This window comes from Candidatus Omnitrophota bacterium (assembly GCA_041649175.1).
In the GTDB taxonomy this organism is placed as follows: Bacteria; Omnitrophota; Gorgyraeia; order Zapsychrales; family JBAZNR01; genus JBAZNR01.
The window spans coordinates 1012105-1025476 of sequence record JBAZNR010000001.1; the positions used below are offsets into that span (position 1 = coordinate 1012105).

The window sequence follows — 13372 nt, forward strand, 5'->3', positions numbered from 1 at the left end:
TATGAAGAAATGTTTTTATGAATTAGCGACTGACCAGCGTCATGGCATTATAGACGCGCCCGTAAAGCTTCTTCTTGGGATCTTGTCGGTGTTTTATTTTTGCGCTGTCCGTGTGATCTTGGTACTTTATAGGTTTGGTATTTTGAAACAGCGTGTTCTTCCTAAGCCGGTTATCAGTATTGGTAATATGACTTTAGGCGGTACCGGAAAAACGCCTCTGGTGGAATTTGTTGCAAGAGCATTGCGGGATAAAGGAGTTAAAAGCGCTGTGCTTATCCGAGGCTATATGGATAAAAATAGCGCGGGATTGTCGAATAATACGGCGAGCGATGAAGCGGTTTTACTTAAAGAGTTGCTTAAAGATATCCCTGTTTTTGTTGGGGCTGACCGATTTCGATCCGGACAAGAAGCTTTAAAAAATAATTCTATCGATGTTTTCCTTCTGGATGACGGATTTCAACATTGGAAATTAAAACGTGATTTGGATATTGTGGCTATTGATGCGTCGCGGCCGTTCGGCAATGGATTTTTAATTCCCAGAGGTATTTTACGCGAACCTTTAAGCTCGCTATCTCGGGCCGGAATTTTTATTATTACGAAATCTGATCTTGACTATTCAAATTTAGAGAAGATTTATAACTGTTTGCGCAAAATCAATCCCAAAGCAATTGTTGCCGAGAGCATTCACAAGCCCATCGCGTTTATCAATTTATCAAAATCCAATTCATCAGTAGGCTTGTCGGCTTTAAAAAGTAAATCGGCTTGCCTATTATGCAGTATTGCAGATCCGAACGCTTTCAAGCAAACCGTGCTTAATTTAGGCGTTAATCTGCGAAAAGAATTTACATTTATTGATCATTATATTTACCGGAAGAATGATGTTATGTCGGTCGTTGAATTCTGCAAGCAAAATAAGATCGAGTCCGTTATATCGACCCAAAAAGATGCCGTTAAGCTTATGAAATATGTAGATTGCTTTAAAGATGGACCGGATCTTTTGAGTTTATCCATTAAGATTGAATTAATAAAAGGAAAAGATGAAGTTATTTCTCGAATCACTTCTATGTGCCTTCGTTAGCCTGATCGGTCTTTTGGTGCGTCTTCTGCCGGTTTCAGCGGCGCTTTTTATCGGGCGCGCGCTGGGCCTTTTGGCGTATTATGTGGACCGAAAGCATAAAGCGCTGGCGTACGGAAATTTGAAGATCGCGTTCTCGAGAGAGAAGAAGCCCAGCGAGATCAAAAGGATCGTTAAGCAACTTTTTAAGAACTATGCGCAGAACTTTATTGAGCTTTTAAGGATCCCGCTTCTTAAAAAAGGCGGATTTAAGGATTTTGTGCAAGTTGACGGACGGGAGCATGTCTACGAGGCGTTAAAGAAACAAAAGGGCGTTATTTTGCTTGCGATGCATTTTGGCAGTTGGGAACTTTCCAATTTTATGGGTGAAATGCTTGGACATCCTTACCGGGTGCTGGCGAAACCTCAAAATAGATTTTCCGGGCTCGACCGTTTGCTTAATTCTTACCGCGAATCCAGCGGATCTTCGGTCATCTTAAGAGGTGTCGGAACGCGGGAGATCATTACAAGTTTGCGCAACAATGAAGTGATCGGTATGGTTGTTGATCAGGGTGGCCGCGATGGCGCTTTAGTTAAATTTTTTGACCGGCAGGCGGCGATGTCGGTGGGGGCTATCCGCATTGGGTTAAAATTAAAAGTCCCGATCTGTTTTTCTATTATTGTCCGCGAAAAAGGCGCGCAGCATCGCTTGATCATTAATCCTGAGATCGAGCTTATAAATACAGGCGATATTGAGAAAGATGTCGCGGCTAATTTAGAAAAGATCGTTAAGTTGATGGAAAGTTATATTAGAAAGTATCCATCGGAATATATGTGGTTTTATAAAATATGGAAATATTCCAAAGAATCAACAACGATCGTTTTAAGCGACGGCAAGACAGGGCATTTGCGCCAATCGCAAGCGGTGGCAAAGTTGGTGGACGCGGCGCTGGCCCAGAGAGATATTGTTTCGCAGACACAAATTGTTGAGGTTCGTTTCAAAAATACCTTAGCGGCTAAAATGGCTACACTGTTAGGAAGCATATCGCATCAGTATTTTTGCCAAGGCCGATTGCGGTATTTAAAATGGTTTTTAACCTATGAATCGTTTCGAAAAATATCCAGCATCAAAGCGGATTTTGTTATTTCCTGCGGGTCATCCATAGCCGGAGTTAATTTTCTTTTGTCTTCGGATTGCCGCGCGAAAAATATTTCTATCCTAAAACCGAGCGTTTTAGATTTTAAGAAATTCCGCTTGGTCATTTTGCCGGCTCATGACCGCGTTTCTTTAGCGGGAAAAGAGGAAAGTGTTGTCATTACGCAGGGAGCATTGAATCTCATTGATCGGGATTATCTTAAAGAGCAAATCGATTTGCTTGGCAAACGCTTTAAGGGTCGCTTTGACACGAATAAATTAAGGATTTCTGTTCTCATCGGTGGTGACAGCAGGAAATATGCGGTCGATGAAGGGCAAGTAAGAATGCTGATCGGTCAATTAAAAGAGGCTTGCGAAAAACTTGATGCCGAAATCCTTTTAACGACTTCTCGCCGGACATCAATAGCCGCGGAAAATATCATTAGAAATGAACTGCAAAATTATAACCGTTGCCGATTGCTTATCTTTGCTAAGGAAAATAATATTCCCGAGGCCTTGGGTGGGATGGTCGGCTTATCTGATATTGTCATTACCTCCGGTGACAGCATTTCGATGGTTTCGGAAGCGGCGAGTTCGGGAAAAAATGTTATCGTTTTTCCAGCGCGTAAAAAGCCGGGTTTGTTGATGGGAAAAAGCCGCCATGACTATTTTGTTGAGAATTTAAGCGACCAGGGATATATCGTTTTATCTGATGAGAAGAATATCGGCCGGGTCATTACAGACATGGCGAAGGGAAAATTAAAAACAAAAATCTTAGATGAGCGTCGTGTTGTTTTTGAGGTAATTAAAAAAATCATATGAAGATCTTACAAATACTTCCTGAATTGCACGTCGGCGGGGTTGAAACGGGAACCGTTGACCTGGCTAAATACCTTATGCGTAATGGCCATGAAGCGGTGGTTGTTTCAAACGGCGGGGAATTAGTTGGCGAACTAGAGAAAGCTGGCGTTAAACATTTTAAATTGCCCGTTCATAAAAAATCGCTGGCCGCCGCGCTTAAGTCTATCCGCAGTTTAGAAAAAATCATCCGCGATGAAAAAGTAGATATTGTCCACGCCCGTTCGCGCGTTCCGGGTTGGATCGCCTATTTTGCTTGCCGAAGAACAAAAACCGCTTTTATCACGACGTGTCATGGGTATTATGGAAAACACTTTCTAAGCCGTGTAATGGGCTGGGGGAAATTGGTAATCGTTCCCAGTGAGGTGATCGGGCGGCATATGATCGATGATTTTAATGTTCGTCCGGAAAATATCCGGCATATTGCGCGCAGTGTTGATCTTGAAAGATTCAGCATTTCTCGCGTGGAGAAAAAACCATCGGATGAAAAGATCATTGCGATCATCGGGCGTTTAACGCCGCTTAAAGGGCATCCTTATTTCTTAAAATCCATGGCCAAAGTTATTCGCATGGTTCCTAATGTGAAAATTTGGGTTATTGGCGATGCCCCGGCTAAAAAAGAAACCTATAAAGAAGAATTGCAGATCTTGGTCAAACGCTTAGGCATTGCCGACAGGGTTGAATTTTTGGGTAATCGGCGGGATATTCCTCAGCTTTTATCTCGGACGGATGTTCTGGTCCTATCGACGATAACCCAAGAAGCGTTTGGCAGAGTAATTTTAGAGGCTCAGGCGGCCGGTGTTCCGGTCGTGGCAACGAAGGTTGGCGGAGTTGTTGAGATCATCGATAACGAAAAAACCGGGCTTTTGGTTTTACCTAAGGACCCGGATGAAATGGCGCAGGCAGTTGTTCGTATTTTAAGAGATCAGAAATTAGCCGAATCGCTGGTAGAGGCTTCCCAAAAAAAGATCCAGGAAAAATTCACGCTTGAGCATATGGCCTCCCAGACGATCAAGACTTACGAAGAACTGCTAAATCTTATGAATATTTTGGTGATCAAAATTAGTTCTCTGGGGGATATTGTTTTAATAACAGCTTCTTTGAAGGCCTTACGAAAGAAATTTCCATCGGCAAAGATCTATTGCCTGGTTGGCGAAGAATCAAAAGAGGTTTTGCAGCATTGTCCGCTGGTCGATGGGCTGATCGTTTTTGATCACAAGGGTTATTATAAAGGATGGCGGGGCTTAATCAAATTTTCCGCGCGGCTACGCCAATACCGGTTTGATAAGATCATCGATTTTCAAAACAATCGTAAGAGCCATTTACTTTCTTTCTTGAGCTTTCCGCTGGAAAGCTGCGGATACGACAATGGAAAATGGGGCTTTCTTCTCTCTGATAAGATCAAAGATGACGGCGGATTTATGCCTCCGGTCAACCATCAATTTCAAATATTAAAAATGCTTGATATTGAACTAAAAGGAAAAACTCGTTTAGAGCTTTGGCCGTCTTCAAAAGACGAACAGCATGTTAAAAACCTGCTTGAGTCGGAATGGCTAGCTGACCATCAAGACATTGTCGGGATCAATATTGCCGCTTCTAAAAAATGGGCGACAAAGAATTGGCCGGTTTCACATATGGCTCGTTTATGCGATATTTTAACAGCCAAGGGTATGCGGGTTATTGTAACAGGAATGGAGAAAGATAAAGAAAAAGCACAAGAATTGCAAGCGTTGGCAAAAACAAAACCGGCCATTTTTGTCGGCAAGACAGACATTTTGCAATTGGCGGCTTTGGTCAGGCGTTGCCGGGTTTTTGTCACCGCTGATTCGGCGCCGTTGCATGTTGCCGCCGCGATGAATGTGCCGTTTGTAGCGCTTTTTGGCCCAACGGAATCCCTGCGCCATATCCCTCCGGCGGAGAAGTTTTCGGTGATCAAAAAAAGTTTGCCGTGTTCGCCGTGCTATAGTTCGACATGCCGTATCCGTAGCCATGATTGCATGAACCAGATCACTCCGGAAGAAGTTGCCGCGGAGATCTTTAAGCTTTTGGAAAATTAATTATGAATGTCCTTATTTTATCGAAACATCTTAATGCCGGCGGAATAACACGCTACATCATGACCTTGACAAAAGGGTTGAAGCAAAAAGGGCATAATGTTTTTGTAGCGACCAGCGGTGGAGATCTAGTGGACGATCTTATTCTTTGTGGCGCCAAGCACATTTTTTGTAATATCAATACGAAATCCGAACTTTCACCAAAGGTTTATTTTGCCTTAGGTAAACTTGCAAAACTTATTCGGAAAGAAAATATTGATGTCATTCATACCCAAACGCGCGTAACGCAAGTGATGGGTGAGTTGCTGAGTAAATTGACGAAGAAGCCGCATATTTCAACCTGTCATGGTTTTTTTAAAAAACGTTTATCGCGTAAATTATTTCCGTGTTGGGGGCGAGCTGTTGTCGCTATCAGCGAAGCGGTTAAAACACATTTGATCCATGATTTTAATGTGCCCGAAGAAAAAGTTTTTTTGATCCATCATGGATTAGATCTCGATGAATTTGCTCCTATTGATGAAGCGGTGCGTCAGGCAAAACGGCAGGAACTTCATTTAGGCCAGGGGCCTGTTATCGGCAATATCGCCCGCCTTGTCGATGTAAAAGGACACGATACATTAATTTCGGCGATGACGCAGGTAGTTCAGAAGATCCCTCAAGCCCGGCTTCTTATTGTGGGGCAGGGCCCTAAAGAAAATGTACTCAGAAAAATGGTGATCCATTTAAAGTTGGAAAATCATGTTTATTTTTATCCGGTGGTCAATAAGACGGCGGATATCTTGCCGGTCTTTGATATTTTTGTCATGCCGTCCACCCAGGAAGGTTTCGGCCTTTCGGCGATGGAGGCTCAAGCGGTTGGATTGCCGGTCATTGCATCCGACGTGGGAGGGCTGCCGACCTTGATCGAACACGGAAAAACAGGATTTCTTGTCCCGCCCGGCGATGCTAATGCATTAGCAGCTATGCTTTTTGATCTGGTCGCTGATATGGCTAAAACACGAGAAGTTGGATTAGCCGCGCGCAAGAATGTTGAAAATAAATTCTCTCAAAGAGCCATGGTCGAGCATACATGCCAAATTTATGAAAATCTGATCTATGGAAGAAAATAAAGCGGTAAGAAATATTCTTGTGGTTAACGTCAACTGGGTGGGGGATGTGATATTCTCCATCCCTGTTTTTAAAGCCTTAAAGAAAACCTATCCGCAAGCGCGCATTGCGTGTTTAGCTCCGTCTCGGGTGAAAGAAATTCTTGAAAACCATTTTTGCATCGATGACATTATTCCTTTTGATGAGAAAGGCCGGCATCAAAGTTTTTGGAGTAAGCTTGTTTTGATCTTTGAGTTAAGAAAAAGAAAATTTGATATCGCTTTCTTGCTGCATCGGTCGCTCACCAGAGCATTGTTAGTTTATTTAGCCGGAATTCCAACTCGCGTCGGATATGACGCAAAAAACAGAGGCTTTCTTTTGACGCATTGTGTTAAGCCGTTGCCGGGAGTTGTCCATCGCTTAGATCATTACTTGAATGTTATTGAATCCTTTGGCATTCCCGCTCTAGACAGAACATATGATCTACAAATCTCAAGTGCTGACAATGCGTTTGCCGAAGATCTGTTAAGACGCTTAGAGATTAGGCGCGGTGATTTTACGGTGATCATTAACCCTGGCGGCAACTGGGACCTTAAGCGTTGGCCCAAAGAGAAATTCTCCGCTCTTATCGATCGATTATCGTCTGAGCTTCGGGCAAAAGTTATCATGGCCGGCGCGCCCAAAGATGTTGATCTTGTTAACGATATTGTGCGGCAAGCAAAACAAAAGCCGTTTATTTTAACCGGGCAAACGACTTTAAAGCAATTATCAGCTTTAATGAGCAAAGTTTCTTTAGTGGTTTCGGCGGACAGCGGTCCGATGCATTTGGCCGCAAGCGTGAAGACGAAGGTCATTGGACTTTTTGGCCCCACGCGGCCGGAAATAACCGGCCCGCGAGGAAAAGGGCAGGCAGCGATCATTCAAAACGATGTCGCCTGCAACCGGTCTTCTTGTTATTACCTGGAATGCCCGGATAATATTTGCATGAAGTCAATTAGCGTTGATCAGGTGATGGATGAAATTCGAAAAATCAGAAATTAAGAAGATCTTAGTTATTTCTCTTAGCAATATCGGAGATGTTATTTTGACATTTCCGGTTTTGGATATTTTGAAGGAACATTTTCCCTCTGCCCAGCTTCATGTTGTTGTCGGCCCCAAGGCTGAACCACTTTTAGTTGGTAATCCACATTTTTCCGGCATCCACATTTTTAAAAAACACGATTCCGTTATGAGTAAGATCAAATGGGTTTGGAAACTGCGCGGTGAGAATTTTGACCTGGCGGTCGATTTGCGCAATACAGCCATTCCGTTTCTGATCGGCGCACGGTATCGAACGCCTTTAAACTTTTCTCGCAATGAAATTCTTCATAAAAAACAATCTCACCTTAATCGTCTTAGGTCCGTATTCTCTTTTTCTAGTGAAGCTGAGAAGCGACACGCCCTTTTTATCGCTGAGGCCGAAGATAAATTTGCGCGGGATGTCCTTTCTTTGTCCTCTTGTCCGAAAGAAAAAAATGTTATTGTCAGCCCGGGCGCGGCTAATCATAATAAACGTTGGACCAAGGAAGGGTTCGCTGAAGTTTGCGACCAGCTCATTGAAAAGCATCGCATGAGGGTCATTTTTGTCGGCGATGATTCGGATAGAAGTTTTGCGCAAGAGATCGCCGCCATCATGAAAAACCCGTCGCTTCTTTTGTGCGGAAAAACAACATTGCGTCAGTTGGCGGCGGTTTTAAGCCAAGCGCGGTTCATTATTGCCAATGATAGCGGGGTTATGCACTTGGCGAGTTATTTAGATATCCCGACGGTTGCTATTTTTGGGCCCACAGATCCGGCGAAATACGGGCCGTGGAGTTCCCAACATCATGTTGTTAAGCCGTCATCTTTTCTTCCTCTTGATAAAAAGTCCGATTCAACGGACAACCAGCAGGTCATGCGTTGTGTCAAAGCAGATGAAGTTTTTAAAAAGGCTGAAGCAATTCTTACCAACACTGTATAAAGGAACTTTTTTATGAGCGAGTTCGAGGAAAAGAGAAAGTTTGACCGCTATGAAACGGAAATAAAGATCTTTTTTCAAGTGACCTATGATCTGGCAACGTTAGTCCGGTATCAGGTTGTTGATCAAAAAAGCGAGAACAGGCCGGCTGAAAAATATTCGGCGCTCAGCAAAAATGTCAGCGTCGAGGGATTATGTTTTACCAGCGACCGAAGCTTGGACAAGGGCGTCTTCTTGGATATCGAAGTCTATTTGCCCGGACAAAAAGACCCTGTCCCTATGCAAGGAGAAGTGCGTTGGTCGCGTCCCTTTGTTAACGCCAAAAATGAAACCGTGTTTGATACAGGCGTTAAGATCGTTGTGGTGGATGGAAAGCCTGTGACGGAAACAGTTTTTTACGACTCGGCGAATAAGATCATGTGGAGCCTTGTCCTTGAATCTATTTTCGGGAATTTTAAGACTTTAATAGAGAAAATAAAGAAATCTTAAGTGCTGTTAGCAGTGTATAGCGATCTTAGTTATGAAAACCTACCGCAATATCCTTGTTGTGCGCACCGACCGGGTCGGAGACGTTGTATTGACAACTCCGTCCTTGGAGGCCCTGCGTAAGGCTTTTCCGAGTTCAAAAATTTCCATTTTAGTTGCGCCGCAGACCCGAGAGATCGTTGAAGGAAATCCCCATATTGATGAGATCATTGTCGATGACCGCAAAGGCCTTCAAAAAGGTTTTTGGAGATTTTGGAAGCTTGTTTTATTTTTGCGCCGGAAGAAATTCGACCTAGCCATCATTTTTCATACAAAAAGACGGACCAATTTTTTATGTTTTCATGCCGGAATTCCTCATCGCCTAGGATATAAAAATAAAAAAGGCGGATTTTTGTTAACGCAGGGCGTTGAAGATAAAAGAATTGAAGGCACGCGCCATGAGGCTCAGTATTGCCTTGATCTTTTGCGGTTTATCGGTGTTGAACCGGTCGATCTTAAGCTCTCGATTGTCGTGTCGGAGGGATCGGTGCGCTGGGCAGATGACTTTTTGAAGAAACAAGGTATTGAAAAAGGTGAGCTGATCGCTATCCATCCCGGGGCAAGTTGTATTTCTAAGCGTTGGCCGGCACAGAGATTTGCGAATGTGATCGATCAAGTTGTTTCAAAATATGGCGCAAAAGTTGTGCTGGTCGGCGATCAGGATACAAAAAAAATTTCACAAAAGATTCTTTCTTGCGTTCATTCTTCCGTCATTGACCTAACAGGCCAGACGTCGATCGGCCAGCTTGCTGCATTGTTTAAAAAGTGCCGTCTTTTGATCTCGAATGATTCCGGGCCGGTTCACGTGGCTTGCGCAGTCGGTTTGCCGGTTATTTCTATTTTTGGCCGTAACCAGGCCGGCTTAAGCCCAACCCGCTGGAAACCCTTAGGTCCTAAGGATATTGTTTTACACAAAGAAGTTGGTTGTGAAATTTGTCTTGCGCATAACTGCCGCATTGATTTTGAATGCCTGAAAGCACTTCAGCCTGGAGACGTTTTGGAAGCTGTTGACGCCCAATTTAAACTGTGATAGAATTGGCGCTTGAATTTGTTAATCCTGTTTTAAGGAAAAAGTTCTAACATGAGCCGTTTCAATAACATAATTACGAAATTTAAAGGGAAAAATATCCTCGTTGTTGGTGATCTTATCTTAGACGAGTATATCCGCGGCAGCGTTTCACGCATTTCTCCGGAAGCGCCTGTCCCCATCGTGCTTCAACAGGGAAAATCTGCTTATCAGCCTGGTGGTGCGGCCAATGTCGCCAATAATTTAAGTAGTTTGGGAGCCAAAGTATCTTTGGTGGGGAAAATTGGCGCAGACGCGCAAGGGCGCGTTCTTTTAAGTGAGCTTAAAAAACAAAAGATAAACACCAAGGGTATTGTAACGGATAAAACCGGTGTTACATCACTTAAAACAAGGATCATTGCCCATCATCAGCAAGTTCTTCGGTTAGATAGGGAAAAAGCGGTTGGCCCAGAAAATTTTCACATCGAAGACAAAATACTAGGATTTATTAAGTCCAATATCAAGCTTTTTGACGCCGTGATCCTTTCCGATTATGGTAAGGGCGTTATTACCTCTAATGTCGTCGGGAAAATTTGTTCTTTAGCCATTCAAAAAAAGAAAATTATCACTGTTGACCCCAAGGTTGAACATTTTGGTTTTTATAACGGTGTAACCTCAATTACTCCCAATAAAAAAGAAACAGAAAATGCGATTCGTAATATTAAACTGACGCAAAATGCCGGACGGCGCCTGGCGGTCTATAGCGATACATTAAAGACGGATGAAGATATTGATCTCGCCGGCCTAGAACTTTTAAAATTTTTAAATCTGCAATCACTATTAATTACGCTTGGCGAACAAGGAATGCGTATTTTTGAAAGAGGAAAAAAACCCGTTCATATTAATACAAAAGCCAGAGAAGTTTTTGATGTGACTGGTGCCGGGGACACGGTTATTTCGGTTTTTACGCTAAGTTTAACCGCGGGCGCCAGCAAATTAGAAGCCGCGCATTTGGCCAATTATGCCGCCGGTATTGTGGTCGGAAAAATGGGTGCCGTTGTTGTTACTAAAGAAGAATTACTATCTGCTGTTAAGCATCACGAGGATTAAAAATGAAAGTTATAGGCGTTATTCCGGCGCGTTACGGTTCGACGAGATTGGAAGCTAAGGTGTTGATCAAGATGGCCGGCAAGCCTATGATCTGGCATGTCTGGAATAGAGCCAAACAAAGCAAGCTTCTTAATGATGTTATTATCGCCTGTGACGACGAACGCGTTCGAAAAGCCGCCGTCGAATTTGGCGCCAACGCCGTCTTAACATCTAAAGACCACACCTCCGGCTCTGACCGCATCGCCGAAGTCGTGAATCCTTTGGATGTTGACATTGTGGTGAACATCCAAGGCGATGAGCCCTTGATCCATCCGAGCATGATCGATGATCTGGTGCGACTTTTGCTAGATGATAAAGAGTGTGTTATGGGAACCGTGATCAAGCCTCTGACGGATGAAGCCCAATTAGCCGACCCTAACATTGTCAAAGCCATTATTGATAAGAATAAATACGCTATTTATTTTTCGCGCTCAACCATTCCGTATAATCGAAATAAAATTCCCATCGGAGAAATTGGGTATTATAAACATTTAGGAATTTACGGTTATCGTAAAGAATTTTTATTTACCTTTAAGAATTTGCCAAAATCCCGTTTAGAAAAGGCCGAACAGCTTGAACAGTTGCGCGCCTTAGAAGCCGGCTACAAGATCAAAACCGTGGAAACAAAATTTGATACGATCAGCGTTGATGTTCAGGAAGACGTTGTCCGCGTCGAGGAATTCCTTAAAAGTCAGAGGCTGTCATGAATAAAACGATAAAAATCGGCGGTGTTACGATCAGTAATGACTTGCCGTTTGTTTTGATCGCCGGGCCTTGCGTTATTGAAAGCAAAGAATTAGTTTTTAAGACCGCGACCGCGATCAAAAAAATTACAGCGGCGCTTAATATCCCGCTTATTTTTAAAGCTAGCTATGATAAAGCCAATAGAACGTCTATCGCGTCGTTTCGCGGATTAGGTATGACGGAAGGTTTGAACGTCTTAGAAGAAGTGAAAGAAAAATTAGGAATTCCTGTTTTGAGTGATGTTCATTCTGTCGATGAGATGGAGCAGGCGGCGGAAGTTCTCGATGTGATCCAGATCCCGGCTTTTCTTTGCCGCCAGACGGATCTATTGCTTGCGGCCGCGAAAACCGGAAAAGTCATCAATATCAAAAAAGGACAATTTTTAGCGCCTTGGGATATGAAAGAAGCGGTCAAAAAAGTTGAACGCCAGGGAAATCGAAAGATCCTTTTAACCGAACGCGGGGTGAGCTTTGGCTACAATAATCTGGTGAGCGATTTTCGCGCGCTTGCGATCATGAAGCAAACGGGATATCCGGTTGTTTTTGATGCCTCGCACAGCGTTCAGCAGCCCGGCGGATTAGGAAAAGCTTCGGGAGGGAAAAGCGAATTCATTCCGCTTTTGTCTCGTTGTGCCATTGCGGCCGGTTGCGCGGCTATTTTTATGGAAGTCCATCCTCAGCCGGCGAAGGCTTTATCGGACGGACCCAACATGTTGCCACTGGAAAACTTAAAAAACCTTTTGATCGATCTCAAAGCCATTGATCGTATTGTTAAAAAAAGATAATTAAAACAGGTGGTTGCAATGTCAATACAAAGAGCCAGACAAGTTATTTATACTGAAGCGAAAGCTATTGTGGGCCTTGCGCGGCGCATTGACAAAAATTTCTTGAGCGCGGTTGACCTGATCTTCAAATGCCGCGGGCGGGTCATTGTGACCGGTATGGGAAAAACCGGTATCATTGGCCGGAAAATCGCCGCCACGCTTTCCTCGACGGGAACTCCCAGTATGTGGATGCACAGCGCCGAAGCTTTGCATGGTGATTTGGGGCAGGTGACAAGAAACGATTGCCTCATTCTTATTTCCCATAGCGGAGAAACCGAAGAAACAAAAAGGCTTTTACCGGCGATCAAAAAGATCGGGGCAAAATCAATTGCCATTACCGGAAATCCGAAATCAAATTTAGCGAAATATAGTGATGTTGTCTTAAACGTTGCCGTCCAAAAAGAAGGCTGTCCTTTAGGGCTTGCGCCGATGGCATCCACCACGGCCACACTTGTCATGGGAGATTGTTTGGCGGCTTGCCTTATTGACCGCAAAGGATTTAAAAAGGAAGATTTTGCTTTCTATCATCCTGGCGGAAGTTTAGGTCAAAGGCTTTTGCTGAAAGTTGAAGACATTATGCGCGCAAAAAATAATTATCCAAAAGTACGGGAAAATACGATTGTGAATGATGTCTTGTTGGCGATTACGCGCGCCCGTTGCGGATCGGCATGCGTGGTTGATCAAAAAGGTGTTTTAGTGGGGCTTTTTACTGATGGAGATTTGCGGCGGCATTTAAAGACCGACCCTTTATTGTCTTTACGCAAGGTTAAAGATGTGATGACGAAAAATCCGATCACTATTCAAAAAGAAAAGCTTGCCACTGAGGCTTTTCGAATTCTGCAAGATAAAAGGATCGACGAACTTCCCGTTGTTGACCGCGCCAGAAGATCTGTTGGGCTTCTGGATGTTCAAGATCTGCTAAAAGCCGGATTGGTTTAATTT

12 protein-coding genes are annotated in these 13372 nt (G+C 43.6%); all 12 read left to right on the forward strand.

Annotated features, from left to right (window positions below; genetic code table 11):
- Position 1 precedes the first annotated feature (1 nt).
- From lpxK to WC676_04235, 12 genes are read left to right on the forward strand one after another with little or no spacing between them, the layout of a single operon-like run.
- A complete protein-coding gene (gene lpxK / locus WC676_04180) occupies positions 2 to 1078 on the forward strand; it encodes a tetraacyldisaccharide 4'-kinase (protein ID MFA5059803.1) in 1077 nt (358 codons plus the stop codon).
- On the forward strand, positions 1038 to 3011 hold the full coding sequence (locus WC676_04185) for an ELM1/GtrOC1 family putative glycosyltransferase (protein ID MFA5059804.1): 1974 nt from the start codon (positions 1038 to 1040) through the stop codon (positions 3009 to 3011). Before lpxK ends, WC676_04185 begins: the two co-directional genes overlap by 41 nt.
- On the forward strand, positions 3008 to 5104 hold the full coding sequence (gene waaF, locus WC676_04190) for a lipopolysaccharide heptosyltransferase II (protein ID MFA5059805.1): 2097 nt from the start codon (positions 3008 to 3010) through the stop codon (positions 5102 to 5104). Before WC676_04185 ends, waaF (WC676_04190) begins: the two co-directional genes overlap by 4 nt.
- A 2-nt stretch (positions 5105 to 5106) precedes the next feature.
- Positions 5107 to 6210, forward strand: coding sequence for a glycosyltransferase family 4 protein (locus WC676_04195; protein ID MFA5059806.1), 1104 nt, complete (start codon positions 5107 to 5109; stop codon positions 6208 to 6210).
- Positions 6197 to 7228, forward strand: a complete 1032-nt coding sequence (gene waaF / locus WC676_04200) for a lipopolysaccharide heptosyltransferase II (protein MFA5059807.1) — start codon at positions 6197 to 6199, stop codon at positions 7226 to 7228. The genes WC676_04195 and waaF (WC676_04200) overlap by 14 nt, the downstream gene beginning before the upstream one ends.
- Entirely contained in the window at positions 7203 to 8186 is a 984-nt protein-coding gene (locus tag WC676_04205) for a glycosyltransferase family 9 protein (GenBank protein ID MFA5059808.1), read from the forward strand. Before waaF (WC676_04200) ends, WC676_04205 begins: the two co-directional genes overlap by 26 nt.
- A 12-nt stretch (positions 8187 to 8198) precedes the next feature.
- Complete coding sequence (locus WC676_04210) at positions 8199 to 8672, forward strand: PilZ domain-containing protein (protein MFA5059809.1); 474 nt, start codon at positions 8199 to 8201, stop codon at positions 8670 to 8672.
- A gap of 31 nt (positions 8673 to 8703) precedes the next feature.
- A complete protein-coding gene (waaF, locus tag WC676_04215; GenBank protein ID MFA5059810.1) occupies positions 8704 to 9738 on the forward strand; it encodes a lipopolysaccharide heptosyltransferase II in 1035 nt (344 codons plus the stop codon).
- A gap of 51 nt (positions 9739 to 9789) precedes the next feature.
- Positions 9790 to 10824 carry a D-glycero-beta-D-manno-heptose-7-phosphate kinase gene (rfaE1, locus tag WC676_04220; GenBank protein MFA5059811.1) on the forward strand — a complete coding sequence of 345 codons (1035 nt, stop codon included), beginning with the start codon at positions 9790 to 9792 and terminating at the stop codon, positions 10822 to 10824.
- A gap of 2 nt (positions 10825 to 10826) precedes the next feature.
- Positions 10827 to 11570, forward strand: coding sequence for a 3-deoxy-manno-octulosonate cytidylyltransferase (gene kdsB, locus WC676_04225; GenBank protein ID MFA5059812.1), 744 nt, complete (start codon positions 10827 to 10829; stop codon positions 11568 to 11570).
- On the forward strand, positions 11567 to 12391 hold the full coding sequence (kdsA, locus tag WC676_04230) for a 3-deoxy-8-phosphooctulonate synthase (GenBank protein MFA5059813.1): 825 nt from the start codon (positions 11567 to 11569) through the stop codon (positions 12389 to 12391). The genes kdsB and kdsA overlap by 4 nt, the downstream gene beginning before the upstream one ends.
- A gap of 18 nt (positions 12392 to 12409) precedes the next feature.
- A complete protein-coding gene (locus WC676_04235; GenBank protein MFA5059814.1) occupies positions 12410 to 13369 on the forward strand; it encodes a KpsF/GutQ family sugar-phosphate isomerase in 960 nt (319 codons plus the stop codon).
- The last annotated feature ends 3 nt before the right edge of the window (positions 13370 to 13372 follow it).

Coding starts and splice junctions, on each gene's coding strand:
- WC676_04205 (MFA5059808.1), top strand. CDS start 7,203: ATGAAATTCGAAAAATCAGAAATTAAGAAGATCTTAGTTATTTCTCTT.
- kdsB (MFA5059812.1), top strand. CDS start 10,827: ATGAAAGTTATAGGCGTTATTCCGGCGCGTTACGGTTCGACGAGATTG.
- lpxK (MFA5059803.1), top strand. CDS start 2: ATGAAGAAATGTTTTTATGAATTAGCGACTGACCAGCGTCATGGCATT.
- waaF (MFA5059805.1), top strand. CDS start 3,008: ATGAAGATCTTACAAATACTTCCTGAATTGCACGTCGGCGGGGTTGAA.
- WC676_04185 (MFA5059804.1), top strand. CDS start 1,038: ATGAAGTTATTTCTCGAATCACTTCTATGTGCCTTCGTTAGCCTGATC.
- rfaE1 (MFA5059811.1), top strand. CDS start 9,790: ATGAGCCGTTTCAATAACATAATTACGAAATTTAAAGGGAAAAATATC.
- waaF (MFA5059810.1), top strand. CDS start 8,704: ATGAAAACCTACCGCAATATCCTTGTTGTGCGCACCGACCGGGTCGGA.
- WC676_04195 (MFA5059806.1), top strand. CDS start 5,107: ATGAATGTCCTTATTTTATCGAAACATCTTAATGCCGGCGGAATAACA.
- waaF (MFA5059807.1), top strand. CDS start 6,197: ATGGAAGAAAATAAAGCGGTAAGAAATATTCTTGTGGTTAACGTCAAC.
- kdsA (MFA5059813.1), top strand. CDS start 11,567: ATGAATAAAACGATAAAAATCGGCGGTGTTACGATCAGTAATGACTTG.
- WC676_04210 (MFA5059809.1), top strand. CDS start 8,199: ATGAGCGAGTTCGAGGAAAAGAGAAAGTTTGACCGCTATGAAACGGAA.
- WC676_04235 (MFA5059814.1), top strand. CDS start 12,410: ATGTCAATACAAAGAGCCAGACAAGTTATTTATACTGAAGCGAAAGCT.